The following is a 16,569-nucleotide window of genomic DNA, read 5'->3' on the forward strand; positions in this document are numbered from 1 at the left end:
GTCGCACCCCACGCGACACGCCGACCCACGATGATCGCAGCTTCCAGGCTAGAACAGCCGTTGGTACGGCCCGACTACCGCGGCGCCCTCAACGTCGTCGCCGACGTCGATACCCTCAACCTGCTCAACACCCAGCTCATGTACGGATGCCTGCTCACCACTGGCCGCGTCGCCGACGCCGTTACTGAAGGCCGCCTCCCCGGCAACAACCTCCGCAAACTCATCCTTACCGACGACTTCAACCCCCAACTCGACATCGTCACCGGCATCTTCGCTCGCCCCAGCGAAGCCCAGCGCTGCGCCGACGACCACCCGCTCAACGCACTATGGAACGCCTTCGCAGCCGCTTCCCCTGCCCAAGCGAACGCGTAACCGCTGCGAAGTAGCCTACATGAACGACCTTGTCGGCCCGTGCTCAATTGCCCCTAACCCAGGCTTCGCCGTACATCTCAATTTCCACTACTATGATCTCCAAAACCCAGGTCAGGAAGTAGCGTCCGCTCGCAGGCGGGGTTGGCCCCTTCGAGCAGACCATGGACGTGCACGCGATCCAGCCGTCCCCGCGCAGGCGAGGTTGATCCGGACGGCCAGCTTGCTGCACGGCCGTGTCCGATGTCGTCCCCCGCCGGGGGGGGTGGTCTGTCCTTTCCTCACAAGATATTCCGATTGGAGACGTGGTCCCAGCGCAAGTGGGGTTGGTCCCCAGGTCGGCGTCATCACCAACTCGTTGGGCTAGTCGTCCCCGCGCAGGCGGGGTTGGTCCCATCGCCTCACCGGCAGTCAGGTCCGTGTTGTCGTCGTCCCCGCACAGCCGGGATTGATCCGCTGGCGTGCGCGGCCGGCGGACTGCTCGACGGCCCACGTAGGTGGGATTGGTCCTGTGACGTAGGCGGCGCCGACGCCGGACGCGATGTCGTCCCCGCGCAAGCAGGGCTGGTCCATTAATCACGCGTCCGGCGCGGAGGCGATCAGGTCCTCTCCGCGAGAGCAGAGCTGGCCTCCCGACGGCGAACAAGTCCGAACGGCCCGCCGAGTCCTTCCTGCGCGAGCGGGCTGGTCAGTATCATGCGGACCCGTGGTCGACTTTGCGACAGTCGTCCCCGCCCAAGTGGGGTTGGTCCTGTAATCGACGGGTGCATGTTCCGGGGCTTGCGTAAGCTCCCGCACAAGCGGGGCTGATCCGGCCAAGGGCTTGCTCACGGGACCCGAGGCGAAGCCGTCTCCGCACAAGCGGGGCTGGTCCGCACCGCGCTATCCGGCCTCGAACGTGAACACGGCGTCCCGGCGAGATGACAGGGATACTAGCCGGGCACGGCCTAGTCGAGCTGCCTGCGGGTGAGACCTTCACGGAAGCCGTCGATGTCGGGGAACAATACCCGTCGGCGCCGGTTGTACGTGCGCTTGAGGGGATCCCTGAGCTTGTCCTTGACGGCGGCCGGAATGACGATCGCACAGAAGGGAAGGCTGGCAGGACGCCCCGGCCCTTTTTCAGTGGTCAAGAGCTTACCCAGCTTTTCGTTTCCCGGCGCAGGTCCGATCGGGTTCAGGCCCAAGACACCAGGCGCAGTGTGCCGCTTCGGCACCGCACTACCGAGGAAGAAACCCTCTTGAGCCTTCATCCGCTCATCCGGGAGCGCTGGGAAGACCCTGAACATCTGCTTGTCTTCCGCAGATCTCTCCAGCGCCTGCGCGTAGGAGGCTCCCAGCGGGTTCGCCAGCGTGCCCCACGTTTGGTTCTGCTCCCCGTGCTGAAACGTCTCGTACCATTCCGTTTTGGTGACGTCGAACGCGAACAGCACGCCGGCGCTTCGACGCACTTTTCCGTACTGGTCCGGCTTGTGCTGTTCAGTCGCGAACCAAAGGGCAGTCATCGGGTTGGCAGTCACGTCGACCAAGCGCGTCGGGACCCCATGGTGCTGCAAGACCGCAAGCATATGCATGTCGGTGGCCGAAGGACCGAGGTCACGCCCCAGTCCCCATCGACGTGCCTCCTCGAGGACCTGCAGTTCACGCTCTCGGACCCTCCCCTCGGTGACCTCACCACCTTCGTTCTCGAGTTCGCGAAACAAGGAGGCGCTGAGATCCCAAGAGGCGTCGTTTTGGCCCCTCCAACCGTAGGTCCGCTCCTGACCGAGCAGCGCGATATGGCTGATAATCCTGAACAGCTGATGCGGTGTGTCGACTTGAATACCCCATCCATGGGCAAGCCAGTTGTCGAACGCTGGAGGCTTCACGAATCACACTTTAGGGTCGCTCGCTATCTTGAGCCACAAGCTCGTCGAAGTCGGTACCCATGTTCGTATACCGATTCCGCATTCTCGATCCCTCCGGCTGCCGGCCGGGTACGTGTTCGACAGTCGACATCGTGGATCGCGACGAGTGACTGCAGACGGTGCTGACCGACGGCGCGCTCCGCCTCGGTCGGTTCCTTCAACCTAGGAAGCAGCCGAGGCGGAGCGGCAAAGGGCCGGCGAACAGCCAGGATCGAAGTTCACGTAAGGGCGTGAGCAGGCCGAAGAACCCAACGCAAACCGGGCCCCTCACGCCTCCCGCCGAAACGTCGGTCGCGGCAGGTGGTGACGAGCAGAGGGCGCAGTATCCATCTCGACGCAGCGGCCTCCCCATACAAACGGAGCTGGCCCGCCACCGCGGACTCGCGTCCGTGCCCCGGTTAGCTGCTCCGCAAGCGAACTCGAACCCGCGAGCGCAAGCGGGAAACGGTCCCAGAGCCACAACTGAGCGGGTCGGCATCCTCCCCATACCCACTCGAACACCGATCAGCACCCTGGGGTTCGATCCAACCTCGTAATCAGCATGAGGACATGACGACAACCCAGCTAAACACAACCGGCAGTACGAGCTTCAAGGAGCCATGCCAATTAGTGTCGTCCCCGCGCGAGCGGGGTTGGCCCAGATGCGTGGACAATCGTGCTCGTCGCGCACTGCCGGTTACGCCGAAAGAGCTAGTTCACCTCGGCCTTCAGACCACGACACGAAGGGGTTTGTCCCTGTGCAAGCAGGGTTGATCCGCTGAGGCCAGGTGGTCATGGGTATCTCTCTCGCGAGTTCCCCGCGCCGAAGCGTTCGGTCGAACGGGAGTACAAACCGTCGGCGACCCGTTCAACTTTCACGAAAGCGGGGTTGGCCCTGCCCAACCGGTGTCCTTGATCGTCCATTTGTAGCTGTCTCCGCATAGGCGGGGTTGACCGCCTTACCAGGACGCGGTCGAGGAGTCCTCGTCGAAACGCTTCTGCTCTAGCTCCGGGCGGGTGCGAGGCTGAGGAGTCCGCATCCGTAGGCCTTGGCGCGCCCGATTCCGGTGACAAGTGCGTCGCTGAACGCGGCGGGATCGGTGATGACGAGGTGGCCGTCGTACCGGACGGGTTCGACGGTGATCTTCCCGGTCTCTGCCTTCCGTCCGGCGATGGTCGCCATCGGTGTTGTCGCGAGGTCGGGGTGGCCGTCGGCCGCGGCGGGGATGACGAAGCCATGCTGCGTGCCTTTTCGGATGAGCCAGTTGAGCTGGTCGGCGGGTTGGCGCAGTGGGAAGCGTTTGCGGGTTTTGCCGTCGCATTTGGTGGGGTTGGCGACGAGCCGGAAGGCGAGTGTGCGGCCTGGTGTGAGGGCGTCGAGGACGGGTTTGAGCGGACGGACCTCGGGTGGGGTGGTGAGGTGTCCGGCGGGGAGTTTGGTCCAGTCGGGTTCGGTGTGGCTTTGGACGTACTGGGTGAATCCGCCGTGGTTGCTGTCGAGTCGCCAGAGGACGCCGTGGCCTTGGCGTTTGTCGTTGGTGGAGGGGATGTCGGGGTAGACGGACATGAGGGTGCGGTGCATGTCGTGGACGTTGGCGTAGTCGCGGCGGAAGGTGCGTGAGCGGATGTCGACGGTCAGTTTGCTCAGGAACACGAGGGCACTCCTGTGGTGATCATGTCTGGGGTGAACGGTGTGTCTCCGGTGACGACGGTGCGTGTGGCGAAGCGGCGGTCGTCGTGGGCGAAGGAGATCGGGATGTCGTGCCGAAGTTCGGCGCCGGCGGCGTCTGGCGGGCCGTCGAGGATGGTCCGCAGGCCTACTTCGAAGTCCGGCTCATGCACGCGTTCGGGGTGCGCGAGCCACGGGTGAGTCCGGATGACGTGGTCGAGGGGCTCGTTGCGGAGGCAACAGACAAGCGGCCGAGCCGGGACGAAGGCACGCCGGCCGAAGCACAACGGCCACTGCGGCATGTTGATGGCGTCCCGAAGCTGCGCGAGCCGAGTCTCAGGTCCCTCCAGAAGCACAAGGAAGAGTGCGTCGGCGAGGTAGTAGCGCTCGCTGACGACGGTACGGTGCCCGGATCCGTGGGTGGTGGGGACGTTCTGCGCCGTCTGGTAGTCCCGTTCGAGGAGTCCTTCGCGGTCGACGCGGACACCGAGGCGCAATGCGGCCAGTTCCGCGATCGTGTCCTCGTCGTCGCGTTCCACTCCCCTGGCGGCGGCCAGGAGCCCGACGACGCCGGATTTCGTGGGTTCGCGGGCGGTGTCGCGAATGATGCCCCGGGAGCGGGTGCCCCAGGACTGCATGGGGGCGTCGAAGCACAACGCCAGGGTGGCGGTCATGCGGTCGCCGCACCGGCTGCGGTCAGGACACCGCTGGTGAACTGGTCGATGCTGGCGGCGGTGTCGATGTCGTCGGTGTGGGGGATGTCGCCGGTCACGGAGGCGGCGATCGCGGCGCGGATGCCGCTGTCGCCGTAGAAGCCACGCAGCTGCTGGAAGTGTGTGGTGAGCCGGGTGGTGGACCCGGCCATGAGGTCGGTGTCGGTGACAGCCTTGAGGAAGGCGTTGGCGAGGTTCCAGGCGCCGGTGTCGCGGACGACGCCGAGGAGTGTGCTGGGCATGGTGCGCGCGGCCATCGAGTTCTGTTTGCCGCTGGGGACGGCGTGGATGAACGCGCCCAGCCACGCGGCCGCGGCACGGTTGGCCAGCTGGTCGTCGCCGGCGAGATTAGCGCGGAGCCGGTCGAGGTCGAGGTTGGCGTAGCGGTAGTAGCAGGCGGAGTTGAAGTCAACGGTGCCGATCATGTCGGCACCGGATTCCGCCTCCGGCTTGAGGTCGTCGACCGCGGTGTAGAAGTCGAACTCCGTGGCCACCGAGTGGGTGGACAAGGCGTGCGCGACCTGGGAGGCCGCGTCGACGTTGAAGTCCTTGTTGTCGGCGATCATCCGTCCGAACAACGCCACATCGGCGACCCGGGTGGCGTCGAGCATGCGCTTGGCCTCAACTGCGGCTTCCTTGCTGGGCTTGGCCTTCGCCGGCTTCTTCCCGTTCTTCCCAGCGGAAGCGGCCAGGAGCGTGTCCCAGTTCGCGTCGCAGAAGTCGGCGAGATGGGTGATCGCGGCCCGGCCGACGAACAGCAGATACTCGGTCAAGCCTTTGGCCTGGTCCACGCCGAAGCCGAGTTGCTCGAGCCCGGCGGTCACAACACCGGGCGCCGTCTCCGCGTCCCGGCCTCGGTCGACAAGGAGATCGGCCGCATCGTTGCGGAGGCGTTTGGTGCGGACACCGGTCTCTGCTTCGTCGAGACCGTGCTCGGTGAACAGCTGGCGCGCGGACCGCTTCAGACACTGGCTGGAAATACGGCCACGGGTGCTTCCCCCGAAGGTCGCGGTCTTGGGCTGACCGACGTCGTCGCGGTTGAGGTTGCTCACCGGGAAGGACTGCAGCAGATGAAGCTCGATGATCACGAAAGTCTCCGAAGGGTCAGGCAGATGCAGGCGAGGAGGTTGTTGTGTCGTCGGTCGAAGCGGTAGTGGCTGTGTAGTCAGGGCTGTGGAAGTCGCGGGCCCAGCGCAGCCGGATCCGGTGGGCAGGAGTGTCGCGGTAGCCGTCTCCCATCAGTACGACGAGGTCGTCGAGGAGCGAGGAATAGTTGACGGGGATGTCGTCACTGGCCAGCAGCCGGACGATCTGGCGCAAATGATGTGGTAGGACGTCGCGTTCCCGGCCGAGTAGTTGCTCGAAGCGACGAGCCGCGGCGTCACCACGCTTCTCCCGCAGTGCCCGCATCGAGGAGCCCAGCGAGCGGTGACCGCGCCTCGCAGGCTGCGGATGGGTAGCGAACAGGCCCGCGACCAGAAGCCAGACTTCCTGCTCGGACTCGGGTGGATCGTGCCGGAACACGATCTCGTAGGCGGCGGTCTGCTGCCGCGGGCCTGTCAAGCTGCGGCGCAGCCGGGCGAGCGCCTGGCGGCACTCGGATTGCCGTTTTGGGATGCCGGAACTGGCTCCGGCATGCAGCGAGTAGAGGGCCTTGACGAAGGTGTCTCGTCGTTCAGCGACGGATGTGATCACTCGGTCTCATCTTTCGTGAGGTACTTGGCGGCTCGGGCGTCGAAGACACGGGCGATCTTGGACAGCCGGTTCCGGAACACCGCGTGCTGCTTGCCGAGCATGCTGAGGTTTCGATCGGACGCCGCGACACCGGCCGTCCACATCTCCGCGGCGTCCTCGGCGATCCGCAGAACCGCTCGCCGCCACGCCGTGACCGCGTTCCGTTCCGACGTGGCCCGCAGCCGAGCGGTGTTGACCGCACGCAGGAACACCTCGAACGGCCGGGCCAGCGCCGGCCAGTAGGCAAGGTCGAGGGTGACGTCCGGCTCGGCCCGCATGGCCTTGCGGTACTCACGCTGCATCCCGCGCAGCGCCGCTCCGGCTTCGTCGGCGAGTTCGATCGCGGTACCGATCAGCCCGGCCAGTTCCTTGTCGGTCGCTCGGATCAACGCGACCGGCGCGGGAACCTCTTCCTCGAGATACCCCTCCACAACGGATGCGTTTTTATCGAGCTTCTGCCCGAACACACGCAACGTGTAGACGGTGTCGTCCGGGATGTATCCGGCTTCGGTGAGAGCGGCGATCTGTTTCAGGGCACGCGGTCGCTGGCGTGTCCGCTCCTCTTCCCACGGATCGTGCAGCAGCAGCTCGACACTGTGCCTCCACGCCCCGCGAACCGGATGGAGCCGGATCGGCAACATCGGACTACCCGGCTGGATCTTCCCGTTCGCCGCGCGGGGTGTACGGAACGCGCTCATGAACTCCAGGTCGGGCAGGCTTCCCTTCAGGCGCACGCCAGGTGTGAGGACCACGTTGGTTACGACCTGCTCGTCACCAACGACTTCTGGAAGCAGTCTGATGCGCCGGGACGGCCATGTCAGCAGGTCGGTCCACCCCAGCGGATCACGACTGCCCGGTGTAGGGAGAGGCGCTCCACGCTCCCAGGCAGGAGCATCTTCCAAGGTGGTCATCGGCGGCTTTTCAGCCTGAGGATCGTAGGAGATCGCATTGAGCAGGAGAGTTTCGTTCAGCTTCCGTCCCTCGACGAGGACGACTCCAATGCTGCTGCACGGTGCGCGTTCCGAAGACTTATCCTTCTCGTAAGGGGTCTTCATCCCGCCCGGGTCAAACGCCTGGGCAGTCACCAGCCACCGCGCGGCCGCGGCCGGTGGCACCTCCACGCGATCCGAAACGACGGTGTGGTCGAACAACGTCGCGTTGTTCCCCACGGACTTGTGCGGGATCAGCTTCGCAACCGTACTGCCCTTCTCGTCCGGCAGTGCCGGGCATTGCAGGAACGGCGCCTCAGGATGAAACAGATCGAACTCATGCGCCTCGAGATAGCGATCAAGCGGGTCCTCGTCGAACGCCTTGGCCGACCACAACTCACCCCAATCGCCGCGGCTAGCAGGCCCGTAAACTTTGTGCAACAGCGCCAAGACCAGTCTGTACAGCGCAGCGGTCATCGGCGGTGTCTCTCCCACAATCCTGCGAATCTCGTGTGCCCGCAGCAACACATCACGCAAGCCCACGTCCTCGCGCGTGCCGTCGAGGCGAACCACAGGGATCCAAGGTTCGGAGCTCAGGTCGAATGGGGTCGTCATGTCTCCTCGATCGCGTAGACGCCGAACTGGTCGTGGTAAGCCAGCGTGTAGCCGCCGATCTCGCATCTGTTGTCGTCGAAGATCAGTGTGCGGTGCTTGTTGAGCCACGGATCAGCCGCGAACTCAGATGGCACCTCACGCTCTAGTAAGGCGTGCACCACCTGCCGGGGAACGTTCTCCGGCGCGACCAGGACAGCAGCAGAATCCAACAACTCCTCTGATCCATCACTCCACATCGGACTTATCGCACCTGCCGAGTCGCGGCGGAACAGCACAACTCGGACCGACCGTTCGACGTCGCCTTCGTCTCCTGTCATCGCCGTTTCCCCGACTGCTTTCGAGTCTGCTTGGTACTTTTCGGTCGTTCAGTGAGCTCGGCGAGATCCTCGACCTCGTGCGGCATGGGCAGATACAGCGTTCTGGCGGCCGCGTTGTCTCGGCGGCGCAGGGCGCGGAGATGCTCCACTTCCTTTCGCCAGGCATCGGCCCAACCACGGGGGCACTCGACCTCGCCTCCGTAGACTTGGTCGACGAGGTGTGACACTTCGGAGGGCGAGTCGATGTGCTGCCGGTCATTCAGCAGAACCCACGTGCGCATCAACACGATCGGCGCGTACACGTTCCGCAGATAGGGCGGAAACCGCGGCCCATCCAGGCTGTCAGTGACCCCGGCGATGACCAGGCGAAGCTGTCCGCGCGACTGGTCACGTCGATGCCGGTGGATCCGGCCGGCCCGCTGAATCAGCGAATCGATCGGAGCAAGATCCGTGAGCATGGTATCGAAATCGAGGTCGAGACTCTGCTCCAGCACCTGCGTACCGACCACGATCGCCCGCCGCGGCCGGACACCGCCCTCTCCGAGAAACCCCCTCAGTTGCTGCTCGACATCACGGCGCTGTCCTGCGGGAAGCGTACCGTTGATCGCGATGAGCAGCGGCCGCTCGGCTTCAGGAAGTTCACTGATCCGTGAGGCCAAGGCATCGTGGGTCTTGATCGCCCGCCGCACGAGATTGTGGATCACCGCGACACAACGGTCCTGGATGGCCTGCTCGAGAAGCCAGTCCACGATCTCCTCGTCGTCGATACGGCTCAAGTGAATCCGGCGGTCCTTGTTGAGGTCTGAGACCTCCGCAGGATGCTCGGTAGCACGGGTTGCCGTGGCGACTGTGACGCGCGGGCAGGACACCGTCGAGGGCACCGCGGGGATCTGCTGCGGTGGGCATCCGCGGCGGCCAGCCTGCCAAGCCGCGATCAGCGCGTGCCTTCGCCCGGCCGGGAGCGTCGCCGACAGCAGGATGACAGGGGTGCCGAGCGCGCCCAGCCACATCAGCAGCCGCTCCAGCAACGTCGACATATAGACGTCATAAGCGTGCACCTCGTCGAACACGACCACCTTGTTCGACAACGCGGCAAGACGAACGAATACATGCCCGGAACGGATCGCGCCCTTCAGCACCTGATCGGTTGTCCCGCAACCAAGCCGCGCCAGCAGACTCCTCTTCCGCGTAAACCACGACTGCGCCGCAGAATCGTCGTCGCCCTCGTCCCGACCGACGTCCGCCGGTTTGACACCGGCGTGCACCAGATTCACCGGGGTTTCATCGCCCAGCTCGTGCAGCATGGACTGGATCTCCAGCAGCATCTGATTGCTGGTCGCCTGAGTCGGCATCGCGACATAGAAGCCCGACACCCCGAGCTGTCTCACCATCGACGTCGCAGCCTGCAGAGCCGCCTTCGACTTCCCCTCCCCCGTCGGCGCCTCGACCACCAGCAGAACCGGCTCCGCCAACTCCGACGTCACCCGCTCGACAACCTCTTGAACAGGCCGAGGGACACGCCGGAACAGCGTCTCGAAGTCCGCCTGAGCCGAAGGCGACCACGGCGACATCCCCAACCGTGCGACCGCCTCGTCAGCCTTCGCATCGCACGTCTCCGCATATGCGTCCAGGTCGACGCCTGGCTCCAGGGCCCGGAAGTTGCTGGTGTCCGAGGCAACCCAGTCGCTCACAGTCGTCAGCGCCGCCAAACCGATCGCCGCCGGCAACGACAACCGCAAATCCCGCCACTCAATAAGACCGGGCTCCGGCACACCCCGGATCCTGACCACGTCAAGAACCAGCGCCGTACGCCACGCCGCCCACCGCTCTCCGCCATGCGCGTTGCGCTCACCACGCGCCTGGCGAACTGCCTCACCGGCAGGGAAATGACCGTGATGCCCGCCCAAGACCTCCGAGACACGCAGCGCCGTGCTCTTGGCCGCGCCCCAAGACTCCAGCATGTCCCTGACATGCAGCGCGGTCAGGATCCCGTGCGGGGCATCTACCCTTCGCCCCATCCCAGCAGGCTTGCGGACCATGTCGAGATCTTCGATCGCCAGCTCCCCGAAGAGTTTCACCGCAAGCTCGTAGACCAACACCTGAAAGTCGGGCGTGTACTTCCCGATGTCATGCAGCCCACAGAAAAGCGGCACCCACGAACGCGACAGAGCAGGGTCCGGAAAAACCTCGGCGAGATGCGCTCGCACGACCACACCTAGCATGACGTCAACCAACCGCTGAGCAACCGAGGCAGTATCCAACGAATGACAAATCAGCGGATGGCACCCGCCACGCCCCGAAGACTTTCCCCATGGCACAACCGATCCAGGCACGGCCACGCCCAACTCCCCCAACTTGCACACCAACCTTTACCTTGTTCCCCCGACGAGGCTGGCCACTCTAGCCACCCGCGGACCGCCCGCGAATCCACCCCTCCCTCAAGGGAAATACGCGCAAGGCGCGCTCCCGAGATACGTTTTCAACACGTTCGATTGAGTCTTGCTTCAGATTAAGGACAATCGATCTCGCCCGAAGCCCCGCTAACTACCACCCAGGAAAACCTGAAGGAAGTTCACATTGATGGGTTGAGGTTGCCCGAGGCATCAGGGAGAACAGTAGCCAAGTTTGATAGCCTTAAGACAATTCAGGACGCAAGGGCCGGGGCAGAATCACATGCCGTCGTCCTTCGCGAGCGCGGCTGGTATCTTCATCGGACTGCGAATGGCCTGCTCCAACATTGTCTCCGTGTCAGCAAGCCGAGCCAGCAAGGTTGATCCTGAGCCCAGCAGCGCTTGCGCTGGCGGCCTTTTCATCCTCACAGGCGAGGTTGGTCCCACCGTCGTTTCTACGACAACGGCTCCGATAATCTTGTACCTGCGCAGGCGTGGTTGGTTCACGCAGAAAGTCGTAGTACGTCTTCGTCGAGTCGTTCTTCCAGCGCGAGCGGGGCCGGTCCCAACGAGTTCGGGAAGACAAGCGCCTCCATGCTGTCCTCCCCGCGCGAGCCGGATTGGTCCGCAATGCCAGGCGTGCTTCAGGTCCGTGCACGTGGTCGTCCCCGCGCACACGGGGTTGATCCCGACGCGGCGAGAATTCGAACGGTTGCAGTGTTGCCGTCCCCGCTCAGGCGAGACTGGACCGGCGGGAGCAATCATGAAGACTGCGGAGTGTCAGTTCTCCGCGTGAGTGGGGCTGGTCCCCACTTGGTCGTGCTGCCTTCCAGCCAGGCGTCGTTCTCCCCGCGCGAGCGGAGTTGGCCCTCTAGGTCCGTGCAAGTGAGAATTCAAGTCTCAGTCTTCCTCGCGCGAGCGGGGTTGGTCCCTGGTTCGCGCTCTTGATGAGGTCGATGCCCTTGTCGTCCCCGCGCGAGCGGGGTTGGTCCCACCGCCACCGACACGCACCTCGGAACCACCGGGTCGTCCCCGCGCGAGCGGAGTTGGTCCGGGCGTGCAGGTGGACACCCACTACCAGAACGCGTCGTCCTCGCGCGAATGGGGGTTGGTCCCGGGGTCCAGAACCAGAATGTTTAGTTAGGGTAGTCGTCCCACGCGAGCGGGGCTGGTCCGATCATCGACCCACAGCTGCTGGAGTACCAGCGGCCGTCCCCGCGCAAGCGGGGCTGGTCCCTCGTCGAGGATGCCCTCGATGTCGTTCCACTCGTCGTCCCCGCGCAAGCGGGGCTGGACCCCTGGTTCCGCGCCGAATGGCCCACCGGACTCGGTTCTCCCCGCGCAAGCGGGACTGGTCCCGGGCCGACGATGCCGAGCCGGAACAGGCCTTCGTTCTCCCCGCGCGACGAGGTACGGACAGCAACCACGCGCCCTCGCAGCCCTCTGAGCTGCGACTTTCCGCCACCCTGAGGGTCAACCGGCTTCGCCGAGAGCGCGGAGCCGCGTCATGAACCGCGCCCGTCGCGACCTCACCCTCTGGGTTCAATGCGGTTGCACCGCCCTGGTCGCCCTCGGCGCGGCCTACGCCTCCTACGTCCACGGACGTCAGTTCGCGCTCCGGTTCGGCGCGGACACGATGACCGCCTCCATCTGGCCGCTCATCGTCGACGGCCTCCTCACCACCGCAACCGTCGAACTCTGGAAACCCAGCCGCGACGGCTCCAGCCGGTGGCCGGCCTGGGCAGCGTTCGTCTTTGGCATCGCGTTGTCCCTCTGCGCGAACATCGCCTCGGCTCCAATAATGAGCGCCTTCGGTGTCGCCGTCACCGCTTGCCCACCGCTTGCCCTGTTGCTGGCCGTTGAGCTCCTCAACCGCGCCCTCAAACGCCACCGCCCCGAACCCGCCGACCCCATTCACACGGAACCCGGTCTCCTCACGCCAACCCTGGTCACCCCTCCGCTGACAACACCAGATCAGTCGGACCAGTCATCCAGGCCCACCGCCGAACAACTGATGTGGGCCCACTACCAGCACGAACACACCCAAGGCCGAACACCCACCGGCGCCGAACTCGACCGCGTCGCCGGAACCCACACTACGGCCGCCGCATCCTCCGAAAATGGCGCAGCGAAGGCTGCCTTTCGCACACAGCCCTCGAGCCTCGGTCGAACACGCGAAACACCGTCGAGGCCTCAGACGACGGCACCGCCGAACCCACTTCCGCACACCGACACCACAGAACGAGAACTCGCCGAATCATCTTCCTAAGGTTCGATCCGACTCCATGATCAGCGTGAGGACTACCAAACTGAACAAAAACCAGCAGTATGATCTTCAAAGGTCCAGATCAGTTAGTGTCGTCCCCGCGCGAGCGCGGGTTGGTCCCAACGCGCTGTGCACCTACGTGCAGCAGAAACCGTCGTCCCCGCGCGAGCGGGGTTGGTCCCTGGAGACGGCGGCGCGGGTTCGAGGTATTGGGGTCGTCCCCGCGCGAGCGGGGTTGGTCCTTGGAAGCCGCAAGCGGCCAGACCGATTCCCTAACGCAAAAGAGCAAAGGCCGGGAGGAACGGGCTTTGCGACCCCGCTCGGACTCGAACCAAGAACCCTCCGGTTAACTGGTACGAGTCTTTTCGAGTCAACCTCAGTCGATCCAGCGGGGACGTTTGCGACCGCTCATGCTCTCAGTCGAGGTCATACGACCTCGTTCGACGTGCAATTTCGCCCTTTAAATCGCCCCAAGTTCCTGACGAAGCACCAGCCCACGCAAGCTGGACGACCTGATCGAGGATTCCGATCAGGTACGAAGCTGCCAGACTGAACAAAATTCGCCGGTATGATCTTCAAACACCCAGGTCAATAGTGTCGTCCCCGCGCAGGCGGGGTTGGTCCCAACTGTGTCGTGGTCCAGTCCCCGGACGGCGCGTCGTCCCCGCGCAGGCGGGGTTGGTCCGGCATCGGGCAGCTCGCCCGGTGTCCCGATCCGGTCGTCCCCGCGCAGGCGGGGTTGGTCCGTTGCCGATGCGGGAGACGCGGGCGGTCTGGTTGTCGTCCCCGCGCAGGCGGGGTGGTCCGATGACAATGCGCCACTGCCTCAGCACGAATCGGTCGTCCTCGCGCAGGCGGGGTTGGTCCCATGCGGTCAACGGTCTGCTCCAGGCTTTCACCGTCGCCCCCGCGCAGGCGGGATTGGTCCCATATACCGCGACAAGAACCGCGCCGTACTTCGGTCCTCCCCGCGCAGGCGGGGTTGGTCCCTACGGCATCGAGGTCCGCGACACCGGTGCAGCGTCGTCCCCGCACGAGCGGGGCTGGTCCCGCGGTCGTGCTGCTGCCCCACTTCAGCAGCGGTTCTCCCCGCGCGAGCAGGGCAGGTCACTACGCGGGGGTTCTGCCGCCCCCGGCAACCAGGGTTCCCCGCGCGAGCGGGGCTGGTCCCGTGTTGGTCGGTCTCGCGGGTCCAATCCCCGGGTTCTCCCCGCGCGAGCGGTTTCCTGCTCGGTGCTCCACACGGAGGAGGTCTCGATAGAGGAGTTCGGCGAGAAGACCACGGAGGATCGCACGGCGAGCCGCTGGTAGATCGCCTGCCTGTTGGCAGAGCGTCGGCCAGGGTGTGGGCGACATCGACGATGACGTCGATCATTTCTCGCTGGTGCCACGAGTTCCAGGCGTATCGGCCAGGACCGATGTTGCTGAAGGCCATTCCGGTGACGAGCTCGAGTGCCGCTTCGAGCCGAGCCCGCCGATCGGAGGTGTCACGGTTCGGACCGGCGCCGGCGAGTTGCCGGAAGCGATGCCAGTCGCTGTTCATCGACTGCGACAGGCGATAGCCGCCGCCGTCCCCCGCGACGTTCGGGAGGTAGAGGTCGCCGTTCTCGTCGTGGCCGAGCCAGGTCCGCAGGCGGGAGATGTAGCCCTGCCGTGTCGCTGGTGACCACGGCCGGGTGTCCGTTCCGAGTTGCCGGGAGATTTCGTCGGCGGTCGTGCCGGGGTGGAGAAGCAGGAACGCGGCGAGTTCCGTGAGCCGGTTGATCTTCTTGCCCTCGACTTTCGTCGGGTCGACGTTGTGCAGCCCGACCGGCCGTAGAAGTCTCAGCTCGGATCCCTTTACCGGCGACGGTTCGAATGGAACATTCGGGTAGTCGCTCGCGGGCACCTGCACAGCCTCGGGCCTCGGCAGTGAGCGTCGCGATCAGTTCTTCCGCTTGAACGGGGTTAAGGCGCTGGAGCTCGACTTCGATGCCGAGTTCGTCGATCAACGTGGACTTCGCGGAACATCGAGTTTCCAGCCATCCGGGGTCGACGTACCCGCCGCGACCACCGCGGCAAGGCACTCGTGCTGCTCCACGTCGAAAGGTTCAGCAGACAGGACCACACTCGTTGGTGTCATGGCTGACTTGGAGACCTCGTCCACCGACGCGAAGTGGCGGAAGCGGGCAGGATGGTGCGCAGCGGTTGAGCGACCGACGCCGACCAATGTCACGGCGATGGACTCGGACCAAGCTGACGTCGCCAGTTCCCAGGCCATGGCCAACAGGACCGGCTCGACTTCTTCCGCAGCACCGTCGAGGGTGATCGTGCCGACCTCAGCGAGGTTGACCACTCGCACAATCCAGGCGCGTCGAGGAGTCCACGGCCAGAACCCGAGAGATCGGTACCGCGCCGCGGCAAGTGAGGAACACGCCAACCTGACTCAGTCTGAAATCTGCGGCTCAAACGGCTGGGAGGTCCGAAAGTCTCTCGGCTTGAGAGCGGACAACGCGAAGGGTCCATTCTGGACATAGTCACCTACCTCGCCCGAGCCAGGACCACAGCGGCCGAGTTCGATCGCCCGAAGAAGCTGGCCGAGTCTCCGGCCAATGGCTACGACCTCCAGCGTCACCCTGAGAACATGCCCGATCTGCTCCCGACCTTCGACTCCTGCACGCAAGCGCCAAGAGCATGACGTTCTACGAACCGCGGCGAATCCCTTCATTGCTGCAGAGCGAGCAGTACGCGGAAGTGATGCTGCAACAAAACGGAACCCCAAGGACCCACTCATCAAGGAAACCTTGCAGGGACGGCTCTCGCGGCAGCAAGCACTCCAGGGAGTTACGGAGAGGTTCGAAACCACCTTCTACATCGACGAAGTCGCTCTTCACGACCCGACCATGCGCAGCGTCCTGGATGAACAACTCCTTCAGTTGATGATCACCTCGACCGTCCCACATTGCCACGTGCACATCATTCCGTCGGATAGCTTCGACGCAGACGTTCAAACGGCCTTCGGCTTCTTCGAGGACTACGCCTACAACTCCGTCCTCACAGTTCATACCGCCACCGCGATGTTGGTGCTGGAATATGCCGAAGACATGACACCGTACCTGCGAAAGCTGAACGAACTCCGCGAGACCGCCTTGGACGACAAGGAATCCAGCAAGAAGGTCAACTCAAAAAGTCGACTATAAGATATCAAGTAGCGTCGTTCTCGATATCGCCGAAACTCGCTCGGCCGAGCTACGGCCTTCTTTCATGGCAAGAATCGACCGCGCCTCCGCGCAGCGACCACATCGCCCCGGACGAAAGCCAGGCACGGCCGCGTCGCCACCGAAGCGGGTCCATCCTGTATCGACCTTCGATTGCGTCCGTCCGCGCTTGATCCCCGGCTCGTGCAGCTACCGCGCATGGCGAGCCTGGTGATCGCCGAGCTACCGCTCGGACCCGAAAGCGCCGGGAGTCGAAGGACTCCCGGCGCCTTGATGATTACTCGTCAGCCGAAGTTGAACGGTTTCTGTCTTCGCTACGCCATCGTGCGCCGAGTGCCGAGCCGATCAGCATCGCGAGTGCCGCCATCAGGCCGATGCCCCACTCGTTCAAGCCGACGTACTTGTACACGAGGAACGCCAGCACCATGCAAACCGCGATGATCAGCACGCGTAGCGCTGTGATTCGTGGGAACCTCGCCATGAACAT

13 protein-coding genes are annotated in these 16,569 nt (G+C 64.5%); 3 read left to right on the forward strand and 10 right to left on the reverse strand.

Annotated elements, in window-relative coordinates:
• Positions 1–30: 30 nt before the first annotated feature.
• Positions 31–372 (forward strand): hypothetical protein, encoded by a 342-nt coding sequence (locus tag ACFWIW_RS28090; RefSeq protein WP_378371244.1) that lies wholly within the window; start codon positions 31–33, stop codon positions 370–372.
• 944 nt (positions 373–1,316) lie between these two features.
• Here the strand turns inward: ACFWIW_RS28090 and ACFWIW_RS28095 are convergent.
• From ACFWIW_RS28095 to cas3, 8 genes are all read right to left on the reverse strand, one after another.
• A complete protein-coding gene (locus ACFWIW_RS28095) occupies positions 1,317–2,234 on the reverse strand; it encodes an FRG domain-containing protein (protein ID WP_378371245.1) in 918 nt (305 codons plus the stop codon).
• 1,021 nt (positions 2,235–3,255) lie between these two features.
• Entirely contained in the window at positions 3,256–3,906 is a 651-nt protein-coding gene (cas6e, locus tag ACFWIW_RS28100) for a type I-E CRISPR-associated protein Cas6/Cse3/CasE (RefSeq protein WP_378371246.1), read from the reverse strand.
• Positions 3,897–4,595: a type I-E CRISPR-associated protein Cas5/CasD gene (cas5e, locus tag ACFWIW_RS28105; RefSeq protein WP_378371247.1), complete on the reverse strand. Its 699-nt coding sequence runs from the start codon at positions 4,593–4,595 to the stop codon at positions 3,897–3,899. The genes cas6e and cas5e overlap by 10 nt, the downstream gene beginning before the upstream one ends.
• Entirely contained in the window at positions 4,592–5,722 is a 1,131-nt protein-coding gene (gene cas7e, locus ACFWIW_RS28110; protein ID WP_378371248.1) for a type I-E CRISPR-associated protein Cas7/Cse4/CasC, read from the reverse strand. Before cas7e ends, cas5e begins: the two co-directional genes overlap by 4 nt.
• 16 nt (positions 5,723–5,738) lie before the next feature.
• Positions 5,739–6,329: a type I-E CRISPR-associated protein Cse2/CasB gene (gene casB / locus ACFWIW_RS28115; protein ID WP_378371249.1), complete on the reverse strand. Its 591-nt coding sequence runs from the start codon at positions 6,327–6,329 to the stop codon at positions 5,739–5,741.
• A complete protein-coding gene (gene casA, locus ACFWIW_RS28120) occupies positions 6,326–7,912 on the reverse strand; it encodes a type I-E CRISPR-associated protein Cse1/CasA (protein WP_378371250.1) in 1,587 nt (528 codons plus the stop codon). The genes casB and casA overlap by 4 nt, the downstream gene beginning before the upstream one ends.
• On the reverse strand, positions 7,909–8,229 hold the full coding sequence (locus tag ACFWIW_RS28125) for a hypothetical protein (RefSeq protein ID WP_378371251.1): 321 nt from the start codon (positions 8,227–8,229) through the stop codon (positions 7,909–7,911). The genes casA and ACFWIW_RS28125 overlap by 4 nt, the downstream gene beginning before the upstream one ends.
• A complete protein-coding gene (gene cas3, locus ACFWIW_RS28130) occupies positions 8,226–10,592 on the reverse strand; it encodes a CRISPR-associated helicase Cas3' (RefSeq protein ID WP_378371252.1) in 2,367 nt (788 codons plus the stop codon). Before cas3 ends, ACFWIW_RS28125 begins: the two co-directional genes overlap by 4 nt.
• Positions 10,593–12,126: 1,534 nt before the next feature.
• Here cas3 and ACFWIW_RS28135 point away from each other — a divergent pair.
• A complete protein-coding gene (locus ACFWIW_RS28135; RefSeq protein WP_378371253.1) occupies positions 12,127–12,888 on the forward strand; it encodes a DUF2637 domain-containing protein in 762 nt (253 codons plus the stop codon).
• Between the two features lie 1,984 nt (positions 12,889–14,872).
• Here ACFWIW_RS28135 and ACFWIW_RS28140 read toward each other — a convergent pair.
• Entirely contained in the window at positions 14,873–15,220 is a 348-nt protein-coding gene (locus ACFWIW_RS28140) for a hypothetical protein (protein WP_378371254.1), read from the reverse strand.
• A gap of 370 nt (positions 15,221–15,590) precedes the next feature.
• Between ACFWIW_RS28140 and ACFWIW_RS28145 the strand changes: the two genes are divergently transcribed.
• A complete protein-coding gene (locus ACFWIW_RS28145; protein WP_378371276.1) occupies positions 15,591–16,064 on the forward strand; it encodes a Scr1 family TA system antitoxin-like transcriptional regulator in 474 nt (157 codons plus the stop codon).
• Between the two features lie 295 nt (positions 16,065–16,359).
• Here ACFWIW_RS28145 and ACFWIW_RS28150 read toward each other — a convergent pair whose 3' ends face one another.
• Complete coding sequence (locus ACFWIW_RS28150) at positions 16,360–16,530, reverse strand: hypothetical protein (RefSeq protein ID WP_378371255.1); 171 nt, start codon at positions 16,528–16,530, stop codon at positions 16,360–16,362.
• Positions 16,531–16,569: the final 39 nt, after the last annotated feature.

This window comes from Amycolatopsis sp. NPDC058340, from assembly GCF_042723975.1.
GTDB lineage: Bacteria > Actinomycetota > Actinomycetes > Mycobacteriales > Pseudonocardiaceae > Amycolatopsis.

What these genes read in the sequence shown, in the direction of transcription:
- ACFWIW_RS28135 (WP_378371253.1), top strand. Translation starts at nt 12,127, where the DNA reads ATGAACCGCGCCCGTCGCGACCTCACCCTCTGGGTTCAATGCGGTTGC.
- ACFWIW_RS28125 (WP_378371251.1), bottom strand. Translation starts at nt 8,229, where the DNA reads ATGACAGGAGACGAAGGCGACGTCGAACGGTCGGTCCGAGTTGTGCTG.
- casA (WP_378371250.1), bottom strand. Translation starts at nt 7,912, where the DNA reads ATGACGACCCCATTCGACCTGAGCTCCGAACCTTGGATCCCTGTGGTT.
- ACFWIW_RS28090 (WP_378371244.1), top strand. Translation starts at nt 31, where the DNA reads ATGATCGCAGCTTCCAGGCTAGAACAGCCGTTGGTACGGCCCGACTAC.
- cas5e (WP_378371247.1), bottom strand. Translation starts at nt 4,595, where the DNA reads ATGACCGCCACCCTGGCGTTGTGCTTCGACGCCCCCATGCAGTCCTGG.